15 protein-coding genes are annotated in these 23,624 nt (G+C 71.6%); 5 read left to right on the top strand and 10 right to left on the bottom strand.

Annotated features, from left to right (window positions below):
- Positions 1-89 precede the first annotated feature (89 nt).
- Positions 90-1,562, top strand: a complete 1,473-nt coding sequence (locus AABA78_RS30490; RefSeq protein ID WP_338268533.1) for a B12-binding domain-containing radical SAM protein — start codon at positions 90-92, stop codon at positions 1,560-1,562.
- Here the strand turns inward: AABA78_RS30490 and AABA78_RS30485 are convergent.
- The 4 genes from AABA78_RS30485 to AABA78_RS30470 form a co-directional block, all read right to left on the bottom strand.
- Positions 1,483-2,313 carry an acyl-CoA desaturase gene (locus tag AABA78_RS30485; RefSeq protein ID WP_338268531.1) on the bottom strand — a complete coding sequence of 277 codons (831 nt, stop codon included), beginning with the start codon at positions 2,311-2,313 and terminating at the stop codon, positions 1,483-1,485. The genes AABA78_RS30490 and AABA78_RS30485 overlap by 80 nt on opposite strands.
- 143 nt (positions 2,314-2,456) lie before the next feature.
- A complete protein-coding gene (locus tag AABA78_RS30480) occupies positions 2,457-6,692 on the bottom strand; it encodes an AAA family ATPase (protein WP_338268529.1) in 4,236 nt (1,411 codons plus the stop codon).
- 17 nt (positions 6,693-6,709) lie between these two features.
- Positions 6,710-7,177, bottom strand: coding sequence for a hypothetical protein (locus AABA78_RS30475; RefSeq protein WP_338268527.1), 468 nt, complete (start codon positions 7,175-7,177; stop codon positions 6,710-6,712).
- A gap of 67 nt (positions 7,178-7,244) precedes the next feature.
- Positions 7,245-7,775 (bottom strand): SLOG cluster 4 domain-containing protein, encoded by a 531-nt coding sequence (locus AABA78_RS30470; RefSeq protein ID WP_171422144.1) that lies wholly within the window; start codon positions 7,773-7,775, stop codon positions 7,245-7,247.
- 243 nt (positions 7,776-8,018) lie between these two features.
- On the opposite strand from AABA78_RS30470, the gene AABA78_RS30465 reads away from it, so the two are divergent.
- Positions 8,019-8,324, top strand: a complete 306-nt coding sequence (locus tag AABA78_RS30465; RefSeq protein ID WP_171422145.1) for a hypothetical protein — start codon at positions 8,019-8,021, stop codon at positions 8,322-8,324.
- Positions 8,325-8,433: 109 nt separating this feature from the next.
- On the top strand, positions 8,434-8,826 hold the full coding sequence (locus AABA78_RS30460) for a hypothetical protein (RefSeq protein ID WP_171422146.1): 393 nt from the start codon (positions 8,434-8,436) through the stop codon (positions 8,824-8,826).
- Between the two features lie 69 nt (positions 8,827-8,895).
- Here the strand turns inward: AABA78_RS30460 and AABA78_RS30455 are convergent, their stop codons facing one another.
- The 6 genes from AABA78_RS30455 to AABA78_RS30430 all read right to left on the bottom strand — a co-directional run bounded on the left by AABA78_RS30455 (position 8,896) and on the right by AABA78_RS30430 (position 21,172).
- Positions 8,896-12,216: a serine/threonine-protein kinase gene (locus tag AABA78_RS30455; protein ID WP_338268523.1), complete on the bottom strand. Its 3,321-nt coding sequence runs from the start codon at positions 12,214-12,216 to the stop codon at positions 8,896-8,898.
- Positions 12,217-12,220: 4 nt separating this feature from the next.
- On the bottom strand, positions 12,221-13,048 hold the full coding sequence (locus AABA78_RS30450) for a hypothetical protein (RefSeq protein ID WP_338268521.1): 828 nt from the start codon (positions 13,046-13,048) through the stop codon (positions 12,221-12,223).
- A gap of 26 nt (positions 13,049-13,074) precedes the next feature.
- Positions 13,075-15,699 (bottom strand): TonB-dependent receptor domain-containing protein, encoded by a 2,625-nt coding sequence (locus AABA78_RS30445; protein ID WP_338268519.1) that lies wholly within the window; start codon positions 15,697-15,699, stop codon positions 13,075-13,077.
- A 234-nt stretch (positions 15,700-15,933) separates the two neighbouring features.
- Positions 15,934-16,851, bottom strand: coding sequence for a PhnD/SsuA/transferrin family substrate-binding protein (locus AABA78_RS30440; protein WP_338268517.1), 918 nt, complete (start codon positions 16,849-16,851; stop codon positions 15,934-15,936).
- A complete protein-coding gene (locus AABA78_RS30435; protein WP_338268516.1) occupies positions 16,848-19,361 on the bottom strand; it encodes a tetratricopeptide repeat protein in 2,514 nt (837 codons plus the stop codon). Before AABA78_RS30435 ends, AABA78_RS30440 begins: the two co-directional genes overlap by 4 nt.
- An 8-nt stretch (positions 19,362-19,369) precedes the next feature.
- Positions 19,370-21,172 carry a PP2C family protein-serine/threonine phosphatase gene (locus AABA78_RS30430; RefSeq protein WP_338268514.1) on the bottom strand — a complete coding sequence of 601 codons (1,803 nt, stop codon included), beginning with the start codon at positions 21,170-21,172 and terminating at the stop codon, positions 19,370-19,372.
- A 340-nt stretch (positions 21,173-21,512) separates the two neighbouring features.
- Here AABA78_RS30430 and AABA78_RS30425 point away from each other — a divergent pair, with 340 nt between their 5' ends.
- Together AABA78_RS30425 and AABA78_RS30420 are read left to right on the top strand one after the other, a co-directional pair.
- Positions 21,513-22,520 (top strand): thiamine pyrophosphate-dependent dehydrogenase E1 component subunit alpha, encoded by a 1,008-nt coding sequence (locus AABA78_RS30425; RefSeq protein WP_338268512.1) that lies wholly within the window; start codon positions 21,513-21,515, stop codon positions 22,518-22,520.
- Between the two features lie 2 nt (positions 22,521-22,522).
- Entirely contained in the window at positions 22,523-23,578 is a 1,056-nt protein-coding gene (locus tag AABA78_RS30420) for an alpha-ketoacid dehydrogenase subunit beta (RefSeq protein WP_171417943.1), read from the top strand.
- Positions 23,579-23,624: the final 46 nt, after the last annotated feature.

Genomic DNA, 23,624 nt, shown 5'->3' with positions numbered 1-23,624 from the left:
TCCGCTGACGAAGGGGGACGCAGTCCGGCAGGTGCATTCACGAACGGGCGCGGCCCGTTTCCTTCCGCGCCGTCGCCGGGCCCGCACGCATGCGCATCGCCATCATCGCCACGTACACCCATCCGACCCGCCTGCGAATCAAGGAACCCTCCATCATGCAGTCCTCCGTGCCGGAGCTCATCGCGGGCCTGTGCCCGGAGCACGCGCAGGTGGAGATCTTCAACGAGAAGGAGGCGGACCTGCCGTTGGATCGGCACTGGGACCTGGTCTTCTTCTCGTACCTGCACTCGTACTACGAGCACACGAAGGTCCTCTCCACCCTCTTCCGCCAGCGTGGCATGACGACGGTGGCGGGCGGCCGGCACGCGGGCCACTTCCCCGACGACGCGGCGAAGTACTTCGACGCGGTCATCACCGGGGAGCCGGAATCCAACGTCCCCGCGCTCATCGCGGACTTCGAGAAGGGCGAGCTGAAGCCGCGCTACAGCCTGCCCTCGCACGGCGCCGCAGCCATCCGGCCGTACCGCTACGAGCTCATCGACTTCACGCACAACAAGGTGCGCCTGCCCGGCATCGAGGCGTCGCGCGGCTGCCCCTTCACCTGCAACTTCTGCGTGCTCACGGGCCACGAGCGCTACCGCTTCCGGCCCATCCCGGAGGTCATCGACGAGATCCAGACGCGCATGCGCTGGAACCCGAACTTCCTGGGACTGATGGGGGACGCGTTCGTCTTCCTGGACAACAACCTGGGCGGCTCCCCCAAGTACCTGCGCGCGCTGTGCGAAGCGCTCATCCCCCTGAAGAAGACCTGGGGCTGCGCCCTCACCTTCAACGTGCTCAAGGACGAGTCGCTGGTGAAGCTGATGGCGAAGGCGGGCTGCCGCTACGTCTACACCGGCCTGGAGTCGCTCAACCCGGACTCCATCAAGGCGATGAACAAGGGCCAGAACAAGCTGTCGGAGGTGGACGCCGTCATCCGGCGCGTCTTCTCCGCCGGCATCCTCCTTTCCTTCGGGCTCATCGTCGGTTCGGACGGGGACACCAACGAGTACCTGCACCGGCTGCCGGAGTACCTGGCGGACCTGAAGTACTTCTCCGTCACGTTCCTGGGCATCGTGTGCCCCTACCCGGAGACGCCCTTCTTCCGCGAGCTCCAGGCGCAAGACAGGCTCCTGCCCGGCACCATCAGCCGCGACTACGACGGCTACACGCTGTGCCACCGGCCCAAGCAGTTGCACGCGTCGGAGGTGGTGGAGCACTTCCAGCGGCTGTGCCGCACGCTGGGGAGCCTGCCCAACATCGCGCGGCACTACGCGTCCAAGCTGATGCTGAGCGACCTGCCCCGCTACAAGCAGACCATCCTCTTCTCCGGCCCGGAGATCGTCAGCATCCGCAACCCGCTGAAGAACAAGGAGCGCCGCTACATCGCGGGCCTGGACGCCATCGAGTCCTGGGACGCGGAGCAGATGGCCACGCTGGGCCTCACGCCGCAGGTCTTGACTGGACCCGGGACGGCAGCCGCACGTCCCACGCCAGTCCCAGGGCTCGCAGCAGGCGGATGAAGAGCCAGCCCGGGTCCCACTGCCACCACACCCAGCCGTGCCGCGCGGACGCGGGGAAGGCGTGGTGGTTGTTGTGCCAGCCCTCGCCCAGCGCCAGCACGCTCACCCACCACACGTTGCGGCTGTGGTCGCGCGTGTCGTGGGCGCGGTGGCCGAACGCCGCGTGGCACACGGAGTTCACCGCGTAGGTGCTCTGCATCCAGCACACCACGGGCAGGAAGAAGTACGCGGGCACCGCGCGCCAGCCGAACGTCAGCCCCACGAAGAGCACCCCCAGCACCTGCGGCGCGATGCGGTAGCGCAGCAGCCAGTGGTAGTACCCGTCATTCGCCATGTCGCGGCACCAGGTGCGCCAGCCGTCCTCCTCGGTGGAGGCCTCGTTGAGGATCCACCCCATGTGCGCGTACCAGAAGCCCCGCGCCGGCGAGTGCACGTCCCCTTCCGCGTCCGCCTTCGCGTGGTGCAGCCGGTGGTTGGCGGCCCACAGCAGCGGGCTGCCCTGCGCGGTGAGCATGGCCACCGTCACCAGCGCGTACTCCACCCAGCGGGGGCACGCGAAGGCGCGGTGGCACAGGAGGCGGTGCAGCCCCACCGTCGTGCCCAGGCCAATGGACACGTACACGGCCAGCCCCACCGGCAGCGCGTACGGCGGCCAGGGCAGGAAGAACGCCAGCGCGGCCAGCGCGTGCACCACGACCATGTAACCGACGATGACGGGACTGAGCTGGAAGCGGAGCGGTGCGGTGGTCATGGCCCGGTGCGGAGTCGAGGAAGAAGCACGCAGTCTAGGGGGCCCGCCTGACGGGACAAGGAATGCGTCCCCCGGTGTCACATCACGCGGACGTCACGGGCGCCTGACGCCTGGGGCACGGGGAGCGCCTCCGCGGGCGGGAGCTAGGTCGCGGCCTGGAAGCGGTCCATGCGGCGCAGCTCCGCGCGGGCCTCCACCTCCGTGAAGATTTCACGCGCGCGGGCGAGGAAGGCCTCGCGCCGGTGCGGCAGGGCCACCGCCGCGTCGAAGTAGGCCACGCCCGTCTCCCACCGGTTGGGGCTCTTCTCCAGGACGGCGATGGCCTCCAGGAACACCGGCTCCGCGGCCCTGGGGCCCTTGCGCAGGGCCAGCGAGCGCGCCGTCACGCGCAGCGCCGGGCCCTTCAGGTACGGGTAGAGCCGGGCGATGAAGCGCGCCTTGATGCAGGACAGCCGCACGATTCGCAGCAGCTTCCTGCGCGGCACCACCGTGGCGCCCTCCTCCAGCGCGAAGAGGGCCGCCTCCGCCGCGTCCACCAGCCCCACCTGGAGGAAGGGCACCAGCACCTGGTAGCTCCAGATGCTCTGGAAGCAGCGCACCGCGACGAGCGCCGCCTCCTCCACCTGATGCTCGCGCACCGTGACGTTGGCCAGGTGGTTGAGGCTGGCGCACTGGTTGGCCAGGTCCGCAACCTCCACGCTGATGCGCAGGCCCTGCTCCAGCTCCGCGCACAGCTCGCCCACGTCGCCTTCGCCCAGGAGGTAGCGGCACATGGGCGCCCACGAGTGCGCCCAGCCCTGGTGCATCAGCGCGTTGAGCTCCACGCCAATGGTTTTCATCTGCTCGTAGAGCGCCTCCGCCGTGCGGAAGCGCGAGTGGAGGAACTCGCCCGTGGCCTGCATCATCAGGGACGTCTGGCGCTCCCAGCGCTCGCCCACCTGGCGCAGCGTGGAGACGGCCTCCTCCTGGAAGCCCCGCGCGCGCTCCAGCTCGTTGGCGAAGAAGGCCTGGATGCCCAGGCGGCTGAGCGCGAGCCCCTCCGCCACCGGGTCCTTGGAGCGCCGCGCGTACTCCAGCGCCTTCTCGCAGTGGTAGCGCGCGCGCTTGAGCAGCCCCGCGCCGAACAGCAGCGTGCCGTAGTAGCCGCGCGCCAGGCTCATGGCGTAGTCGCTGCGCGAGCGCTCCGCCATGTTGGTGGACACCAGCGTCGCCCACGTGAGCTTCATGATGTCCGCGAAGTAGTAGATGCGGATGAGCGAGTTGAGCGTGGACAGCTGCTGGAGGTAGTTGCCCTGCCGGGAGGCCGGCAGCGGCCGCAGGATGAACGGCAGGAGCGAGGCCAGCCCCCGCAGCAGCAGGTTGGCCAGCGTGCGCAGGCCCAGCGCGGCCAGGCTCCCCGGCAGGCTGCGGCCCCGGAGCACCAAGGACTTCTCCAGGTGCTGCGTGGCGAGCGCGGACTCGCCCTTCTCCTGGTGCGCGCGGCCCAGGCCCAGGTGCAGCTCCGCCTGGCGCTGGGGGTCCTCCTCGTCCACCAGGCACTGCTCGAACATCAGGATGGCGTTGGCGTAGTGGCCCGCCTGGAGCAGCGTCTCCGCCAGCTCCTGCATCACCCGGCGCATCTTGACGAGCATCGCCTCCGGGTCCACGGGGGCGACGGTGCCCAAAAGCTCCACGCCGCGGTTGTAGTGGTAGAGCGCGTCGTCGTTCGCGTACTGCGCCCGCGCGCTGCGGGCCGCCATCAGCGTGTACTCCAGGCCCTTGTCCTCCACGTTGCCCGCGAGGAAGTGGAACGCGAGCAGACCCGCGGAGGCCGCGAGGTTGTCGTTCGCCCGGACCTCCAGGTAGCGCGCGAGCCGGCGGTGCAGGTCCTCGCGCGCCGACACCAGGAGCGTGTTGTAGGCCACGTCCCGGATGACGATGTGCTTGAAGAGGCAGGTGTAGGGCTCCTCCTGCTCCAGCAGGATGAGGCCCAGGCGCTGGAGCGTGTCCATGGCCTCGCGCAGGCGCTGCGCGCCCAGGGTGGGCACCAGCGCCGCCACCGCGTCCAGCGTGAAGATGCGCCCGATGACGGACGCCACCTTCACCACCAGCTTCTCCGTCTCGCTGAGCAGGTCGATGCGCGACAGCACCACGTCCTGGATGGAGTCCGGCAGCAGCAGGTCCTGCAGGCCGCGCTTGAGCTCCATCCGCGTGGAGCCGGGCTCCGCCAGGCCCAGGTAGCCCTGCTCCGCCAGGCCCTCCACGATGGATTCGATGAAGAACGGGTTGCCCTGCACCTTCGCGAGCAGCCGGTCCTCCAGCGCGACGTCCGGCGGCGACAGGCGCAGGTGCACGCGCAGGAGCGCCCGCGTGTCCTCGTCGTCCAGGCTCACCAGGTCCACGGGGACGAACTCGGGCAGCTCGCGCAGGCCCTTGACCTGGTCGCCCGGGCGCATCGTCGCCAGCACCATGATGCGGTGCGAACCCACGCGCACCGCGAGGTGCTGGAGCAGGTCCAACGAGATGTAGTCCGCCCAGTGCAGGTCCTCGAAGAAGAGCAGCAGCGGCTGCGAGCGGCTGAGCTTCTCCAGCAACAGGAAGACGATCTGGAACACCTTCTGCTGCTTGCGCCGCGCGTCCATCCCCGCCGTGGCGGACGTCTCCTCCAGCGACATGCCGAGGATGCCCGCCACCACCGGGATCCACTCCGGCCCCACGTCCTCCAGCCCCTCCAGGCCCTGGCGCAGGCGCGTGAGCTGCGCCTCGGTGTCGTCCGAGTCGTGCAGCCCGAAGGCCTGGAGCAGCACCTCCTTCCAGGGGAAGAAGGGGGTGAAGGCCTCGTAGGAGTAGCAGACGCCGTACAGCGCCCGCGCGCCGCCCTCCTCCGCGTCCTCCAGCACGCGCGCGCCCAGCCGCGACTTGCCGATGCCCGCCTCGCCGGACACCACGCACACGCGGCCCTGGCCGGCGAACGAGGCGTTGAGCGCTTCGTGCAGCACGTTGAGCTCGCGGCTGCGGCCGATGATGTCGCCCCGGCCCTTGATGAAGAGGCCGCGGCGCGTCTCCCCCAGCAGCCGGTACACCGGCACCGGGCGCGAGACGCCCTTGAGCTTCGCGTCCTCCACGAACTCGGTGGCGAAGCCGCCCTGCTGCGAGCGCGCCTGGGTGTTGGCGCACAGGTGCACGCCGTCCTGGCGTCCGCCGTGCGTCATCAGGCGCGCGGCCATGTTCACGACCTCGCCCAGCGCCGAGTAGCCCTTGCGCGTGGGCGAGCCCATGTCACCGCAGTACGCGTGGCCGGTGGCGATGCCCATCTGCAGCTCCCCCAGGAAGGGGAACTGCTCGCGCGCCTTGAGCAGCTTGCAGGCCAGCCGGCACGCCAGGACCTCCTTGTTCTGCTGCGCGGTGGGCGCGCCGAACAGGACGTAGAGCACGTTGCCCTTGTCCGTGAAGTCCGTCATCAGCAGCACGCCGCCGTGGTGGGCGCTCTCGCGCTGGACGAACTCGTAGTAGGCGTTGAGGTCGCGGGTGAAGGCGTCCGGATCCGCGTCCGACGACGCGTGGGTGAAGCGCACGAAGAAGCAGGTGACGTCGCGGAAGTCGCCCGCGAACTCCTGGTGCGCGGTGGTGATCTTCGTGAAGAGCACCGGGTGCAAGAGCAGCGCGCACCGGCCCACCAGCTCCGCCCCGCCCGTGGGCGCGGGCAGCGGGCGCTTCACGGCCTCCACCGGCGCGTCGAGCGCCAGCCGGTGGTTGCCGCCCTCGCGCGGCTCGCCCCTGCGCGCGGCCTCCGGCAGCGCGGCCCAGGCGCGCGGGCTCAGGACGACCTCCAACACCGTGGCCTGCTTCTCCGCGCCCACCGCCTGCGCCAGCGGCTCGCCCACGAGCGCCGGGTGCATCCACAGGCCGGTGGCGCCCATCACGATGCGGGTCGCCTCCCCGAAGCCGATGCCGATGCGCGACGACACGCCGAAGCGCTGGCCCATCAGCTCCAGCCGGGCGAAGCGCGCCAGCCTGCGCTGCACGCCCAGCGCGCACACCGCCGCGCGCTGCACGACGTCGCCGTCCGCCTCGCCGGGCGCGGCCTCGAAGCACGCGAGGATGGAGTCACCGGCGAACTGGTAGATGTCCCCGCCGTGGTCGCGGACCACGTCGATCATCTCCGTGTAGTAGTTCGTCAAGAGGCGCTGGAGCGCGTCGATGCCGCGCGGGCCCGCGCCGCTCAGCCCCACCACGATGGGCGTGAAGCCCGCGATGTCGAGGAGCAGGATGGCGCCCCGCACCCCTTCCGCGCGGGGCAGCGCGTCCGCCTCCTGGCTCCCGAGCCGCGCGAGGATGGCCGCCGGCATGTAGGGCGCCAGCGTCGCGACGACGGGATCGATGGGCTGCGTGGAGGGCATCCCCGGGGGCTTTCCGCTCAGGACAACGTGGCGTAGCGCAGGTAGAGGGCGCCCAGACACACGGCGCCGTAGAGGGGGATCTCCGCCGTCTCCGTCCAGGGCTGCTGCTTCATGACCGCGCCCCAGACGTGCACCGCGGTCATGATGCCGCCAATGAGGCCGATGAGCTCGAAGATGACCAGGTGGCTCTTGGGGTCCGGGATGAACTGCACCACCGCGATGATGACGGACAGCGCCAGGCCGCCCAGGCAGCGCGCGAAGTAGACCGTCAGGTCGTTGTTGCCCGTGGGCAGCTCCCAGCCGAACCAGCGCGCCCAGCGCAGCGGCACGAACAGCAACGGCAGCGCGTAGACGACCGCGAAGACCGAGGTGGAGACCGCGAGGAACCAGCTGGCCAGCGGATAGTCGGGGTTGATCATGATGGCGGGCGAGGCAAGGGCTCCGGGCGTCCTGCTGCCGGGCGCACCCTGCCCCACGCCGTCCATCCTAGAATCTTTTCCCTCCCCGTGGGGCGCCTTCCCCCCGCCCGGCCCCCGTCAGCCCGGCTGCCACCTAGCGGGTGGCGGCCAGGAGGAACTCGGCCACCCGCTCCAGGGAGAGGGTCCGCTCGGCTTCCGCCGGGAAGCGCCGGAAGGCCTCCGGTGGCCCGTGCAGGATGAGCGGCTTGCCATAGCGCAGCGCCAGGACGGCCTCCGCCGCGGTGCCCGCCCCTCCGGGCAGCGCGACCAGGGCATGCGGCGTCAGCACGTTGATGTGGTTGCGGCTCATGGGGTCCGTGCCCTGCTCCCCGCTGAGCGGCAGGTGCGTGTAGATGGGGATCTCGATGTCCGTGTTCGGGTAGCCGGGCCGGGGCTGGTAGCGGCCATCCGCCCCGACGGTGCCGGGGATGATGCCGATGGCCGCCCCCCGCCGCCCCTCCACCTGGACGAAGGCCGCGGTGGCCACGCTCATGACGCCGCCCCCCGCGCCGGTCAGCAGGTCGAAGCCCGCCTCGGCAATCCACCGCGCCAGGGGGATGACCCACTCCTCGTGGGTCTCCGTGCCGGAGCCGAAGACTCCGATGATGCGGCGGTGTCTGCGCATGACTGCGTCCTCCCCGAAAAGCCGGAACTACGTGAGCCCCTGTTCCATGCGAATCCCCGGCCAACGCCGCAAGGGCTCACGGACCGGCGTGCGGCCTTCATCCCGTCCACCCGTGGAAGGTGCGCGCCGCGAGCGTCGCCTGTCCGTCGCTTCCCTCCTCCCGGAGCGCGAGGCGTGCCCGCACGACCCGTGATGTCGGACCCCTGCTCTACCTTCGTTCGCGAGTGAGCAAGGAGGCCGCCCATGTTCGACGCCTGTGGAGGTTGTGAGCGCCGTGGCACCGCCGGAGAGGTGTTCGACTGGTGCGCGCACTGCGAGCTGTCCCTGTGTCCCGGCTGCCTCCAGCGCGGCTGCTGCGGCAGCGTGCCCGCGGACTCCGGGCGGGGCGCGCCGAAGGAGCTCCCCGAGCCGCCCCCCGCCGAGCGCGAGCCCCTGCCGGAGGACTTCGGTGGCCGCTGCTGCACCCACGCCCGCGCGGTGGCTTGCTCGTGCGCCTTCCACTGGGTCTGCGTGCGCCACGGCGACCTGCACGTGGGGACCCACGACTGATGACGTGAAGCATCACCCCTGTGTGGGCGTTGACACACGGGCGGCCCGTCCACGACGGTTCCGGTTCTTTCGGGCATTGCCGCCCGGACACCGCACGGAGCACGACACCATGGGACTCGCCGAACGGAAGGAAATGGCCGCCTTCAAGAAGGACTACCTCGCGCCGAAGGTGGCGGAGCTGAAGGAAGCCGCGGGGGGCGCGGACATCCAGGTGACCCTCGACGAGGCGAGCTTCACCAGCGTGGCCGCCATCCAGATGATCTCCAACGGCTTCTTCGACCGGCTCATCGACGACATGAAGTACATCTGCAACGACGACGTCGGGAAGGAGGCCGTCCGGGACGGCGTCAAGGTGGTGCAGGTCTCCCACAAGGAGGACCCGGGCTACACGCTGGACCTGTCGGGCGGCACGCTCACCCTGCGCGCGAAGTTGGACGGCTCCATCGGCGAGGACCTGCCCGGCTACGGGGCCTACAAGGACCTGATGCTGAAGAAGCTGTAGGCCCCAACCGCTCGCGGACCGGAGGGACGCCTGTCGTGGCGGCCCCCGGCCCGTGTCATGGCGTCCGGCTCAGGGCACGTCCAGCGCGACGCCCTGTCCCGGCACGGCCATCACCCAGCGGACGACGTCCGGCTTGCCGCCGCAGGTGACGCGCACCTCGAACTCACGCCCCGCGGGCATGGGGCTGGCGAGCGGCGTCTGGCCCTGGAGCACCTGCGAGCCCAGCGCCACGCGGCAGCCCTGGGCGCCGGTGATGCTGAGCGTGCCCCGGGCCTCCGCCTGGGGCGCGGCGTCCGCGAGCGTGCGCAGGTCGATGTGCTCCGACCTGGGCACCTTGCCGAAGCGGTGCAGCTTGCCCTCCACGGCCGTGGAGACGAGCCAGCCGGAGGGGTCCTCCGGCAGGGCGTTGCTGCCTTCCAGCAGCACGCCGGACACGTAGACGCGCTCGCCCTCCTGGGCGTTGCGCACCTCCACGCCGCCCTTGGGCAGCAGGAACACCAGCGCGAGCCCCGCGAGCACCAGTCCCACGCCGCCCACGACGAGCCCCTTGCGCTGGCCGGGCGTCAGCCCCTTCCCCGCCGCGTCGGCGGCGGGCACCGGGGCCGCGGGGGCCACGGCGTGGACGGGCGCAGGCGGCGGGGCCACCGGAGCCGCCGGAGGCCGCGCGGGCGTGGCCACCTGCGGCGGCGGCGGTGCGGCCACGGGCGGTGGCGGCGGCGCGGGGTGGTTCCCGCCATGGGCCGCGTGCGTGCCCGACTGCGGCGGGTGGGCACCTGCCTGCGGCGCGGGCGCGACCCCGTATTGCGCGTGGGTGCCCCCGTGCTGCGGATGGGCGGCGACGGGGCTGGGCGGCAGGGCGGCCACGGGCGGTGGCGGCGGTGCCGCGGTCAGGGGCGCCACGGAGGGCACCGACACCGACGGACGCTGCGGCGGGGGCCCCACGCGCGTGGGCACGTTGGCGGAGGCCGCCGGGCGCACCGCGGTGGGCGGCGGCAGCGGCGACACGGGCGGAGGCGCGGCCGGGCGCGACGGACGGGGCGCGGGCGCGGCGGCGACGGGCGGGGCGACCGGGGGACGCGACGACTCCGAGGTGACGGAGACGACCTCGGTGCCGCGCTCGGCGGGCTCCGGCGGGGACGCCACCGGGGGCGGCTCCATCCGGGGCATGCTGCCGGAGCCGCCGCGCACGGGCGGACGGGACAGGTCCGACGGGGCGCGCATGTCGCTGCCGGAGCCCGTGCCCGGGGCGCGCGAGTGCGAGCCCGTCCCCGGCATCAGCGCCCGGGGGTTGGAGCCCGTGCCCGAGCCGGCGATGGACGACGGCGCGTACTCGGAGAGCCGGTCGCCCAGCGCCTCCTTGAAGAACTGCGCCACCGACGCGGGCGACGAGGACAGCCGGTGGTGCGTGATGACGGCTTCAATCTCCTCGCGCATCGCCGCCGCGGTGGGCGTGCGGCGCGCCGGGTCCTTCACCAGCGCGCGCAGGATGAGGTCCGACACGTCCTGCGGAATATGGGGCCGCAGCTGCGAGGGCACCGGCGCGGGCTCGCGCACGATGGCCGCCAGCGTGGCCGCGTCGTGGTCGCGGCGGAACGGCAGCTGTCCGGTGAGCAGCTCGAAGAGCACCACGCCCAGCGCGAACACGTCGTTGCGCCAGTCCAGCGGACGGCCGCTGGCGGCCTCCGGGGAGAGGTAGGAAATCTTCCCCTTGATGACGCCCGCCTGCGTCTGCTCCTCGCCCTGCACCTTGGCGATGCCGAAGTCCGACAGCTTGATGGCGCCGTCCAGCGACACCAGCACGTTGTGGGGGCTGACGTCGCGGTGCACCACCGGGTGCGCGGTGCCGGACGGGTCCACGTAGCTGTGCGCGTAGTGCAGGCCCGCGGCGACCTCCGCCACGATGCGCAGCGCGTGCTCCAGCGGCAGCGCCATGCCCTTGCGGCGCAGTTCCGTGAGCAGGCGCTTCAGGTCCGGGCCGCGCACGTACTCCATCAGGATGTACGCCACGCCGTCCGTCACGCCCACGTCGAAGGTCTGGACGATGTTGGGGTGCGTGAGGCGCGCGTTGGCGCGGGCCTCCGCGAAGAGCATGTCGACGAACTCAGGATTCTCAGCGAACTGCGCGAGAATCTTCTTCATCACGACGAACTTCTCGAAGCCCTTCACGCCCTGCTGCTTGGCGAGGAAGACCTCCGCCATGCCGCCCTGCCCCAGCCGGCGGATGATCTGCAGCCGCGCGCCGCTGTTGTGTGTGTCGGTGGCGGACGTGCCCTTGGCGCCGGGGTCCTGGTTCGTGGAGCCGAAGAGGTACTGGCTGAGCGCGCGCTGCTCCAGCGCCTCGATGTCGTCCAGCGGCTTGTCGGTGAGCGGCGTACGCGCGAGCAGCCCCTGGAACTGCGCGAGCGCCGGGGCCCGGGCGTTGCCGCCGCACACGGGGCACACGCGGTCCAGGGTGCCCTTGGCGCGCAGGACCTCCAGGTACTCGGAGGTCTGGATGCGCTGGTGGGTGACCTGGCCGCAGTTGCGGCAGTCGCAAGGCAGCCACAGCGTGGCTAGCTTCGCCGGCAGCGCCTTGGTGGACTTCGCCAGCACGCCCAGCAGCGGCGGCGGCACGCGGCAGAGCACCACCTGGGCGCCCTGCGACGCCACCTCCAGCACCTGTTCGATGCGCGGCAGCGCCTCCGGCTCCACCGTGCTCACGTGGCAGCAGTCGAACGCGACGCGCCCCTCCAGGCCGGACGCCAGCCGGCGCACGTTGAGGTCGCCCTTGAGCGTGCTGGCCAGGGTGATGAAGGTGATGTCGTCCTGGACGATCTTCAGGTGCGAGGAGAGCTCGGACGGTTCGTTCGGGAGGCCCGCGCGCAGGTAGCGCAGCACGGCGGGGTCCACCGCGGAGAACTGCTGGCGGCGCGCGAAGTCGAAGAACTCCGTGGGCTCGTCCGCGAACTCCAGCGGCTGGGCGCACACGGGGCAGTGGTGCGGCGGGGCGCCGCCCGCCTCCACGACCTTGCTCTCCTCCACCAGGCGGACCAGCCGCAGCCGGTCCTCCTTGCAGAAGCGGCAGGAGTACGGCGCGAGCAGCGACAGCACGCGCGCGACGCCCGCGAAGCCCTCCACCATGTTGAGCTGGTCCACCACCACGGGCGGGGCGTTGACGACGTACAGCCCCGACACGCCCTGCGGCGGGTGGCCGGCGAACTCAATCCACCGGCGCACACCGAAGGAGCTGATGCGCTCCACCAGCCCCAGGTCCACCACCACCAGGCCCTGGAGGCCCTTGGACGCCGGCGAGAGGGGGAAGGTTTCGTCGATCACCCCGGCCACGCGCACGTGGGTCAGACTGCCCACGCGCACGGAGGTGATGCTGGCATTGGAAGTTTGGCTCTCCACCCGCCTACCCTCGTTCCAGACTGAACAGCAGCGACTTGGGCTGCGCGGCCCGGCGGCGCGCATCCCCCAGGTCCACCGCGCAGGCGAACTGGGTCCGCTTCCCCGGAGTCACCCGCACCGCGACCGCGTCGCTGTGCTCCAGGATGCGCCGCAGACCCAGGCCCGCGCCACCACCCGAAGCATCCACCTGCGCCTTCTCACCCCACGCCTTCACCACCCGCACCAGCGGTGACACCGACAGGCGGCCGAAGCGATCCGTCGCCTCCAGCCAGGCCCGGCCGTCCGCAATCGCCCAGGACAGCAGGCAGCGATCCTCCTCCGCCACCGACTGCACCTGCCCGCGCCGATGGGCGTACTTCGGCTCGCCGCCCGCGTCCACCGGCGCGTCGAGCAGGGCGTTCGCGGCAATCTCATGGACGACATCCGCCACCCGGCTGGACGCCGCCCTGGAGCCGCCGGCCTGGAGGACGGCCTCGGCCGCGCGCTCTCCCGCGGCCGTCACCTCCGCCACGCTGCCCAGCCACGCCACGGACGTGGCGGCTTCCCGGGGAATCATGGGCTCGCCGCGCATGAGCGCGCCGAGCAGCCGCGCCTCCCAGGCGGACGGCTGTCCGCCCTCGCCGCGCGTGGCCATCAGCAGCGCCGGGGGACGCCGCTCCAGGAGCGCCGCGTGGGCGGGAGTGAACCGCCCGTCGAACAGCACCAGGTGCGGCGCCGCGTCGTCACCGCGCCCCAACAGGACGCCGTCCCGGGCCAGCACCCCGGAGGCCTTCTCCAGCGCCTCCGGCGTGAGCGTCGTGTCCGGCGTCAACTTCAGGGGGGCATCCTTCACGGCGGCGACGGTATCCAAACAGCGCCCTAATAATGGAGTCGAACTTCTGTGAAGACGCCCAGCGGCGGAGCGGGGAAGCCGTGGGACTCCTCATACTTCGCATTGAAGAGGTTCGTGCCAAGCAGCGACACGGCCACGCGCTCGTGGACGTTGAAGCCCACACGCGCGGTCGCGGTGATGTAGCTGGGCAGCTTCACGCGGGTGGTGGTGCCGGCGTTCTCATCCACCACGAAGCCCGGGTCGAAGCGCGGGCCCACGAACAGGCCGTAGAGCTCCACGAAGGCGAACTTGCCGATGTTGGTGCGGCCGCGCAGGTAGACGCGGTGGCTGGGCGCGTAGTCCAGCGGGTAGCTGGCCCCGCCGCCCACGGGCAGCGCCTGGGCGTCCAGGAACTGGTAGGCCACGTCGAACGAGGAGTTGAGGGACGGCACCTGCGCCGCGGCCTCCGCCTCGAAGCCCGCCACGCGCGCGTCACCCAGGTTCTTGAACTGGGACGTGGAGCCGAAGAGGAGCTCCTGGTTGATGAAGTTGCGGGCGCGGTTGTAGAAGCCCGTGCCCGTCAGGCGCACCTTGCGGTCGAACGGCCAGAAGTCCACCGCCGCCTCCACCGTGTCCAGCGTCTCCGCGCGCAGGGCCGGGTTGCCCAGCAGCGTCGCGGCGTACATCTGCTGGTTGATGGCCAGCTCCGCCAGCGTGGGCGCGCGGAAGGCGCGGCCGTAGTTGGTGCGCAGCGTGAGCAGCTCCGGGATGGCGTGGAACACGACGCTGGCGCGCGGGGACACCTGGTCCGTCTTCGCCTCCCAGACCTTGGAGGGGATCTGGTAGCTGTCGTAGCGGGCGCCCGCGCCCACGACCACGCGGTCCGTGATGCGGTACTCGGCGTCCACGAAGCCGCCCAGGATGGTCTGCTTCGTGTCGTCCAGGGTCAGGCCGGGCAGCACGTTCTGGTTGTTCACCTGGTCGGCCTTCACGTCGCCGCCCACGGTGACGGACAGCTTGTCCAGGGAGAACAGCGCGCGCGCCTCACCGCCCAGGCGGCTGCGCTTGCCCAGCGTGTCCTCCAGCGCGCCGGTGATCTCGTTCTCCAGCGTCACGTTGCGGCGCTTGAAGAACGTGTAGGCCTGCGCGAACACGCGCACGTTGTCCGTCACCTGCTGATCCAGCTGCAGGGCGGCGTTCAGGTTCTGGACGTGCTCGTTGTCCTGCGCGGTGTAGTGGCAGCGGCCGCAGTTGCCCACGGTGGAGATGTTCTGGCCACCGGGCCGGCCGATGTTGCCGTCGGTGAAGTCCGCGTCCAGCGCGAGCGGCCCCACGCGGACCTTGCCGTTCACCTGGTGCACCAGCGAGTCCTCGTTGGTGTCCGTCTGGCCCAGCTGCTGGTTGTTGAAGAGCTGCGGGCCGTCCGAGCCGAAGCCGTAGTAGCCGAGCAGCGCCTCCACCGGCCCGCCGCGGCCGGCGACGTTGGTCTGCAGGCGCCACGTCTTGTCCTGGCCCGCGAGGATGCGCGCGTCGGCGCCCACGTTCTGGCCCTTGGCGATGAGGTCCGCGGGCTGGCGCTCGATGATGTTGATGACGCCGCTGAAGGCGTTGGAGCCGTAGAGCGACGAACCCGGGCCGCGGATGACCTCCACCTGCTTGAGGTTGGTCATCGGCGTCGTCTCATCCGCGTAGAACTGGCCCGTCCAGGGGTCCGTCAGCGGACGGCCGTCCTTGAGGAGCAGCAGGCGGTTGGACAGGTAGTTGGAGCCCAGGCCGCGCGCGCTCACCGCCGCCTTGCGCATGGAGCCCCGGCGGCACTCCATGCCGGGGAAGTACTGGATGGCCTCGCAGAGCGAGAACTGGCCGGTGCCCTCCAGCTCCTCCGCCGGGATCCACGACACCGTGAGGGGCACGTCGGAGATGCGCTGGCTGCGCTTGGACGCCGTGGTGACGACGGCCTCGCTCAGCGCCAGGTTGATGTTCTTCTCCAGGTCGTCGCCGCCGCCCAGGTCCGGGCCGTCCAGGCCGGAGAGGCTGGAGGGCGGGGGCAGCGCGCGGTCCGACGTGGGCTGCGTGAAGGGCGCGCGGTCCGGGACGTTGTCGGCCGTCCGGGGCTGCGACGCCGGCAGCATCGCGCCGGCACCCAGCGCGGGCGCGGGCTGCGGGTTGGACGGGATGTCGGAGGTCAACGGCCCGTCATAGGGCGACGTCGAGGCGGGCGTCCCGGGCGAGGCCACGGGCATCGGATCCGCCACGGACGGGCCGACGGCAGGGCCGGCCACGGGAGCGGGCTGCGCGGGCGGCGGCTCGGTGGCGAGCACCGGCTCCTGCGCGGCGGGGTCCTCTCCGGGAATGGGCTCCGGCTCCACCGGCGGAGGCGGCGTCTTCGCGCCCCGGCGCGTCTTCGCCGTGCGCGGAGGCTTCGTCCCCGGCGCCGCGGACTTCGCGCCCGGGGTGGCGGCCTTCGTGCCCGGCGTGGTGGCCGCGCGCTTGCGCGAGGCCTTCGTCCGGGTCTTGGGAGCCGGGTCCTGGGCCTCCTGGGCCCGGGCCGTCTCCACCACGAACAGCGACAGCGCGCAGACAACCAGCGTGAGGCATGCGCGCGCGTTCAGCCGGCCGGCAAACCCCTTCACCGCGTTGGTGCGCGGCCCACCGTACTCAGTCGAGTCCATCGTTCTCAATTCCACGAGGGGAAGCAGGGATGTCCGCGGTCCGTGCGCCAGGATCCAGAGCCGGTGCGACTGGCAATCGTCCACAGGGGCGAGTTTCCACCCCTGAACGGTGGCGGTCCGCTCGACTTCTTAAATTACCGCAATAACTCGCCTAAGGCCAAGTCGTGGCTGTCGATCCGGGCAAATCACGCGAACGGCGACGGGAGCGCCGTGCGCGGATCAGCCACGGCGCAATCAGTCATCCGGCTGTTCAGCGGACACGGCCAGGTCGTCCGCGAAGGGCGGCAGCGCGGGACCCAGCGACTCCGACTGCACCAGCACGGGCGTCTCCACCCGCAGGTCGGGTGCGTCCGCGAGGACGGGCTGGCGGCGCGGGGGGCCCTGGGTGACGAGCTTGCGGAAGTCCTCGAACTCGCGGCCCTGGATGCGGGCGAAGGCGTCGAACGGGGCCACCACCCCCACGGCGGACAGGGCCTGGGACAGCGCGTCCCCCCCGCCCTTCAGGTCCACCAGCACGGCGCCCGGCACCCGGGCGCTCTTGAAGAGCACCCGCATGTCCCTGGGCACGTGCGCCACCGGCACGAGCGCGGCCTCCGCGCCCTTGGCCTCCAGCATCTTCACCGCCGACTCCACGTTGGGCACCGGCACCAGCTTGAAGTGCTTCTGGGCATCCAGGTCGCCGCCCAGCACGACGTGGGAGACGAACTTGGGGTCCGCGGGGCCCGCGCCCTTGACCAGCGCCATGCGCTTGCCGGCGAGGTCCTTCACGCTGCCCTTCTGGGTGGAGATGATGGCCCAGCGCTGCTGCGTCTCACCGGCGCGCGGCGCGTACGCCACGGCCTGCGCCTTGGCGCCCAGCTGCACCGCGGCCCAGCCGTCCACCACGGCGAAGTCGATCTGCCCCTCCCCCACCGCCTTGGAGAAGTCCTCGTAGCGGCCGAAGCTCTTGGCGGCGACGGGGCGGCCCAGGCTGGCCTCCAGCTTCTGGGCCAGGGCCTCCGCGTACTGGAAGCGCTCCTGGCCGTCCGACAGCGTGGTGGCGAGGAACACGCCCAGCGTGGCCTTCTTCGGCGCGGCGGACGCGGGGATGGCGACGAACAACACGGCGGCGAGCAGGAGGCTCCACCGCGCGACAAGGGATGGCGTCTTCACGGCGTCTCCTCCGCGACCCCGGTGGCCGGCGTGGCGCCCTGCGCGTCACCCAGTCCATAGAGGCCCTGCAAGCGGTCCTTCCATTCACGCACCTGGGCGGCGCGGGAGCCCGCGCCGGAGGCCAGGTAGCGGCGCCAGGCGTCCACGGCCTCGGCGGGTTCGTGCCGGCGCTCCTGCGCGTCGATGCCCAGGTTGAGCGAGGCGACGGGCACGGCGGTCTCCAGGCGCTTCCACGTCGCGAGCGCGGAGGCCGCGTCGCCCTGGCGCCAGTCCACGCACGCCAGGTTGTGCTGCACCAGCGCGTCGTCGGGCGTCGCGGCGAGCGCGGCCTTCAGCGCCTTCTCCGACGCCTTCATGTTGCCGGAGGCGTAGGCGAGCGCGGCCTCGCGGCGCAGCAGCGCGCCGGTGAGGTTGCCCATCCACTTCGGCTGTCCGGGCATGGGCTTCTTCTGCGCGGCGGTGAGCAGCTTGCGCGAGGGCGCGACCTTGCCCTGGCGGTAGAGCACCCACGCGTCCGCGAGCGCGCGCGTGTTGGGCCACGCCCACTCCGGCGCCGGGGTGAGCGAGCGCTTGAGGCCCGCGGAGGCCTCCGCGAACCGGCCCTCCTCCGCGCGCGTGAGCGCCCGGGCGAAGGTGGCCAGCTTCGCCAGGTCCGCGCGCTTGCCGGTGCCCAGGCGGTCCACCGCGTCCAGGTCCCGGTTCGCGGCGGCCGCGTCTCCGGACTCCAGCTTCGCCAGGGCCCGGCGCACCAGCACGCGCGGCAGGTTCGCCTCCGCCACCTTCGAGGCCGTCTTGGAGGGCCCCGCGTCCGTCAGCCGCTGCACGGCGGCGTCCACCTGACCCAGCTCCACCTCCGCGAGCGCGGCGCCCGCGGACGCCTCCGCGCGCTGATCCGGCTCCTGCGTGGACTCACCGGACTGGGTGAACGCGGCGAGCGCGGCCTGCGCGTCGCCGCTGCCCAGCCGCGAGTAGCCCAGGAGCAGGTGCTCGCGCCAGGTCGCGCCCGGCAGCGTCACCGCGCCCTCCATCACCTTGCGGGCCTCCGCGTACTGGTGGCTGTCCAGCAGCGCCGCGCCCAGGCGGCGGGCCATGGCCACGGAGCGGTCCAGGTCGTACGCCCGGCGCAGGTCGCGCACGGCGTCGTCCAGGCGCTGCGTGCCGGCGCGGTCACGTGCGCGGTGCGCCAGTGCCCGGGCCAGCCACTGCTTGGCGCCGGGGTGGCCGGGTTCGACCTGGAGCGCGCTGCCGTAGTCCTCGATGGCCTGGTCCCACTGGCCGGTGGCGAAGTGATCCGCGCCCAGCAGCATCCAGCCCAGCGCCTGGCGCGGGGCCATCTCCACCACGCGCCGGTGCACCTCCACCGCGCGCTGGTAGCGGCCGGCGCGGCGGTTGACGGAGCCCAGCGTCGCCCACAGCTCCAGGCTGCCGCCGCCCGACTTCACGGCGGACTCCAGGAACTGGATGGCCTCCTCGTGGCGCGCCTGCGCCTGGAGCGCCTTGCCCACGGCGATCTGCCCCATGAGCAGGCCCGGCTGCAGCTCCAGCACCTTGCGGAACTCCGCCTCCGCCTGCGCGGGCTGCTTCTGCGCGAGCCGCACGTCACCCAGCAACAGGTGCGCGGCGGGCGTGGAGCCCAGCTTCATCAGGGCGGTGGCCTGGATGTCCGCGCGCGGCACGTCGCCCGCGGCGAGGTACTGGCGCGCGAGGCGCTCCTTCGGCTCCGCCACCTGCGGGTACTTCGTCACCAGCCGCTCCAAGAGCGCGCGGGCCTCCGGCACGCGGCCCTCCAGCTCCAGCACGGCGGCGAGGCCAATCTGCGCGGTCGCGGACTCGGCGCGGCCGGCCTGCGCCTTCTCGAACGAGGCGCGCGCGGCGACGGCGTCGCGGCGGATGAGGTGCGCCTTGCCCAGCAGCTCGTGGATCTGGAAGTCGTTGCCCGCGAGCTTCTCCGGGCGCAGCGCCAGGTAGCGCTGCAGCCGCGTCACGGCGCGGTTCCCGTCCTGGACGTAGAGGTAGTAGCTGGCCAGGTAGTAGTGGACGATGAGGTGGTCGGGCTGATCCGCGGCGGCCACCTGCTCCAGCACCGGCACGGCCTCCGCGAAGCGGCGCAGCTTGAAGTACGCGGTGCCCAGCGGGTACGCGAGCGACAGCTCCGACGGGTTCTGCGCGAACACCGGCGCAACGCGCGCCACCGTGCGCTGGAAGTCCTGGAGCGCGTTTGCGGCGCTGCCCAGGCCCGCGGCGGCGTACACGGACTGCGGCTCCTGCGTGAGCGCCTGCTCGAAGAGCTGGAGCGCCTTCTTGAACTTCTCCTCCGCCTCCTTCTTGTCGCCCTTGGCGAGGGCGGCGTTGGCGGACACGAGCGACTGCTCTCCCTGCTCCGTCATGCGCTGCGCCTCGGTGGCGGGCGGCGGGCGGAACTGGGCGAGCGCCGTCGGCGGGCCGGCCAGGGTGGCCAGCAGGGCGAGCGCGGTGGAGACGCGGCGCGGGGAGCGGATAAATGGGCGCATGCGGTTCGTCACGGCGAGGGGGCGGGGCTGAATTCGGCGACGATGACGGTGATGTCGTCGCGCTGGGGCTGGCCGGCGCTGTACGCGCGCACGTCCGCGAGGAGCGCGTCGCGAAGGGCGTCGGCGGGGAGGTGGGCGTGGGTCTGGAGCGCGGCGGCCAGGCGCTGCGTGCCGTAGAGGCGGTTGGCGCCGTCGCGCGCCTCGGTGAGGCCGTCCGTGTACCAGACGATGATGTCGCCGGGGCTCAGCTGCGCCTGGCGCGACGTGAACTGCGAGGCGACGTTCGCGCCCAGCAGCGGGCCGCGCGCCGGCAGGGACGCCATCTGCCGCGTGTTGCGGTTGTAGATGGCCGCGGCCGGGTGGGCGCCCGCCGCGTAGTCGATGCTGCCGCTGTACACGTCGATGACCGCGAGCGCGCTGGACATCTGGTGCTCGCCGCGGCCCACGTTGGCCAGCGTCACGTTGAGCGCGGTGATGAGCATCTGCGCGTGCACCTGCGACGGCTCGCGCAGCGTCATCGCGGAGGCGAAGCCGCTGGTGGCGCTGGTGGCGACCAGCGACGTGGACAGGCCGTGGCCCGTCACGTCCCCGATGCCGATGACCACGCGCCGGTCGTCCAGCGCGGCGCGGAACCACCAGTCGCCGCCGCACGCGTCCGCGGGCACCACCAGTCCGGCCAGCCGCAGCGGGCCCACCGTCACGGCCTCGCGGCCCGGCAGGAGCGTCTCCTGCACGGTGCGCGCGAGCGACACCTCGCGCTCCAGCTGCGCCTTGGCGCGCACGTCCTCCAGCAGGACCTTGATGCGCTCCGCCATGTGGTTGAACACCACGCCCAACGTCGTCACCTCGCGGCCCGCGCCCGGCGCCGTGCCCGCGCGCGCGCCCAGGTCACCGGCGGCCAGTTGCATCACGCGGTGGGTGAGCACGCCCAGCGGCTTGGTGATGCGGCGGCTCTGGAAGGCGGCCAGCACGCCGGCCAGCACCACGAAGCCCACGCCCAATCCCACGATGCGCAGCGTGTTGGCGCGCACCGCGGCGCGGTTGGTCTCCTCCAGCTCGTGCAGCTGCTTCTGCAGGTCCTCCAGCGAGTAGCTGATGACGACCACGCCCTTGCCGCCCTGCGAGCCGTAGTCGAGCGGCTCCTGGAACTCGAAGACGGGCTGGCCCTGGAAGAAGGCGCTGGCCCAGCGGCGCTCCGCGGTGCGGCCCCCGGAGGACTCGCCCAGCTTCGCGGCCGGGTCGCTGTCCGCGACGAGCTGCCCGTCCGCGTCGAACATCTGCACGCGCAGGATGTTGCGGTTGTCCGCGATGATGGAGCGCGCGACCTCCGTGAGGAACGCATAGTTGTTGTCGCGCAGGCTGGTGGCGGAGGTGAGCGCCAGCGTGTGGCTCACCGTCTGGCCCAGCTCGCGCGCCTGGGACTGGAGCCGCTGCGTGAAGCGGTCCGACGTCGCGGTGAGCTGCGCCTCCGTCGTCTTCGCCGACAGCGCGGCCAGCAGGCCCACGATGACGATGACCAGCGCGCCCGTGGTGAGCAGCAGCAGCTGATCCAGGCGGAGGCCGCGGATGGCCGCCACGTTGGGCAGCTCGCCGGCCTCCATGGGCGCGATGACCGTGCTCGTGGGCTCCGTGGCCGGCAGCCCCAGCGTCCCGGTCATCCGGGTGGCCGTGTTCTCCCCGCGCAGGGCGGTGAGGTCCCGGGAGTGGGTGCCCGTGTACTCCGGCGGAGGGGGCGGAGTGCCGGGCCCTGCGTCGTCAGGCGCGTCAGGGGACTCAGGGGCAGGGTCGAGGCGCGTATTCGTACGGGACAAAGGCAGACCTGGGGGAGCGCGCGTGGGGACGCGGTCGGGGCGGGGCGGACTGTATCTCACTTCCTGATTGACGCGAGGAGTCCACCTATCGACGTATTCCCGGGGGGCGCCTCTCCTCCCGGCCCCCCAGCGGCCGTGCGATCAGCCTCTACCGGAGGTGTTCCCGGTCGCGGGAAGCAGCACGTCACAGGGGATGGATGAGTTCCGCTCATTGCCGCGTCGCGCCACCCGGGGGCCCAAACGGTGGCGGCGAACACCGGTGACATCAGGGTCCTTGAGTCGGGAGGCCGCGTTCGGAGTATAGGGGCGTCCCTTCCTTTCCCTTCGAGGTCCTCCGCCCGTGTCACGGCCCCGGTTGATCAAAGAAAACTCCGCGCCGCTTTCGCTCGCCCGAGAGCAGCTCATCCGCATCCATGACCTGATGGTGAAGGCGCGCGTCCTGGAGGAGCGCCTGATCCAGATGTACAAGCAGGGCCACGGCTACTTCTGGATTGGCGGCCCCGGTGAGGAGGCGTTCAACGTCCCCCTGGGCATGCTCATGAAGGTGGGCGAGGGCCCGGCCTACGACTACCTGCACGCGCACTACCGCCAGTCCGCGACGCTGCTGGCCATGGGCGAGGAGCCCATCGGGGCGCTGCGGCAGATGAAGAACACGGCCACGGACCCCTACTCCGGCGGCCGCAACTTCGCGGGCCACTTCAGCCGGCGCTCGAAGAACATCGCGCCGGTCACCTCCCCCATCGAGGTGCAGTACGCCATCGCGCCGGGCACGGCCATGGCCCAGAAGCGCCACGGCGGCGACGCCATCACCATCGTCACCGGCGGCGACGCGGGCACGGCCGAGGGCGACTTCGCCAGCTGCCTCATCTGGAGCAGCCGCCCGGCCAACCCGCTGCCCATCCTGATCATCGTCACCAACAACAAGTGGGGCATCTCCACCACTTCGGACGGCCAGCACGGCGAGACGAACATCAGCGACCGCGCGCGCGCCTTCAACATCCAGGCGAAGACCATCAACGGCAATGATCCGGTGGAGTCCTACCAGGAGCTCCAGGCCGCGATGGAGTACGTGCGCAAGGAGCGCAAGCCCTTCTTCATTGAAGCGCGCGTGTCGCGCCTGTACGGGCACTCGTCCGCGTCAGGCGCCAACTTCGTGAACGAGGAGCAGGACTGCCTGCGCCTGTTCGAGGCGCGGCTGGAGCAGGAGGGCGTGCTCGACCGCAAGCAGATGGACGACGTGCGCAACCGCTACACGGAGGAGCTGGCCGCCGCGGCGCGCACCGTGCGTGACGAGCCGCAGCCCTCGGGCGACTCCATCTGGGAACACATCTACGCGGAGAAGAAATAACCATGGCGAACATGGCACAGGCCATCCGCATGGCCCTGCACTACGCGGAAGAGAACCTGGGCGTCACCGACATCTTCGGCGAGGACGTGGGCGCCCCGCTGGGCGGCGTCTTCACCTGCACGCAGGGCCTGAAGACGGCGTGGAACAGCCCCCTGGACGAGCGCGGCATCATCGGCACGGCCATGGGCCTGGCGATGGCAGGCAACCGTCCCGTCGCGGAGATCCAGTTCTGCGACTACATCTACAACACCATCGACCTGCTCAAGCTCGCGGGCAACACGCACTGGGCGACGAACGGTGACTGGGCCATGCCCATGGTGGTGCGCACGCCCGTGGGCAGCGGCATCCGCGGGTCGCTGTACCACTCGCATTCGTTCGACGCGACGATGACGCACATCCCGGGCTGGAAGATCGTCATGCCCTCCACGCCGCTGGACGCGTACGGCCTGCTCATCTCCGCCTGCCAGGACCCCAACCCCGTCATGTTCCTGGAGCCCAAGGCGCTCTTGCGCGTGAAGGGCGAGGAGCGCATCCCGGGCGAGCCCGAGGACGACCGCGCGCTGTCGAAGATGATCGACGCGCCGCTGGGTGACCGCTCGCAGTGGAAGCCCCAGTGGCCCACGCTGGAGGCGTTCGCGGTCCCCATCGGCAAGGGCAAGGTGGTGCGCGAGGGCACCCAGGCCACCGTCATCAGCTACGGCCGCACGATGCCCCTGTGCATCAAGGCCGCGGCACAGCTGGCGGAGGAAGGCCTGAGCGTGGAGGTCATCGACCTGCGCTCGCTCTGGCCTTACGACTGGGAGCTCATCAAGGCCTCCGTCCAGAAGACGGGCCGCGTGCTCTACGTCAACGAGGACACCGAGGTGACGAACTTCGGCGAGCACCTGGTCCGGCGCACCGTGGAGGAGCTGTTCTACTCGCTGCTCGCGCCTCCCCGGCTGGTCGCCGGCAAGTTCATCCCGGGCATCGGCCTGGCGGACGCGCTGGAGATGGCGTCGGTGCCGCAGCAGAACGACATCACCACCGCCCTGCGCAACCTCTGCCGCGAGCAGCCGTAAGCCGCCCTCGTTCCACCGAGCGCGGAAAGTCACACGGGCCGCCGTT

It is taken from the genome of Corallococcus caeni (assembly GCF_036245865.1).
Taxonomy (GTDB): Bacteria; Myxococcota; Myxococcia; order Myxococcales; family Myxococcaceae; genus Corallococcus; species Corallococcus caeni.
The sequence above is the reverse complement of the archived record's forward strand: the minus strand, read 5'-3'. Positions and strand labels throughout refer to the sequence as shown.

Coding starts and splice junctions, on each gene's coding strand:
- AABA78_RS30490 (WP_338268533.1), top strand. CDS start 90: ATGCGCATCGCCATCATCGCCACGTACACCCATCCGACCCGCCTGCGA.
- AABA78_RS30485 (WP_338268531.1), bottom strand. CDS start 2,313: ATGACCACCGCACCGCTCCGCTTCCAGCTCAGTCCCGTCATCGTCGGT.
- AABA78_RS30480 (WP_338268529.1), bottom strand. CDS start 6,692: ATGCCCTCCACGCAGCCCATCGATCCCGTCGTCGCGACGCTGGCGCCC.
- AABA78_RS30475 (WP_338268527.1), bottom strand. CDS start 7,177: ATGGACGGCGTGGGGCAGGGTGCGCCCGGCAGCAGGACGCCCGGAGCC.
- AABA78_RS30470 (WP_171422144.1), bottom strand. CDS start 7,775: ATGCGCAGACACCGCCGCATCATCGGAGTCTTCGGCTCCGGCACGGAG.
- AABA78_RS30465 (WP_171422145.1), top strand. CDS start 8,019: ATGTTCGACGCCTGTGGAGGTTGTGAGCGCCGTGGCACCGCCGGAGAG.
- AABA78_RS30460 (WP_171422146.1), top strand. CDS start 8,434: ATGGGACTCGCCGAACGGAAGGAAATGGCCGCCTTCAAGAAGGACTAC.
- AABA78_RS30445 (WP_338268519.1), bottom strand. CDS start 15,699: ATGGACTCGACTGAGTACGGTGGGCCGCGCACCAACGCGGTGAAGGGG.
- AABA78_RS30435 (WP_338268516.1), bottom strand. CDS start 19,361: ATGCGCCCATTTATCCGCTCCCCGCGCCGCGTCTCCACCGCGCTCGCC.
- AABA78_RS30420 (WP_171417943.1), top strand. CDS start 22,523: ATGGCGAACATGGCACAGGCCATCCGCATGGCCCTGCACTACGCGGAA.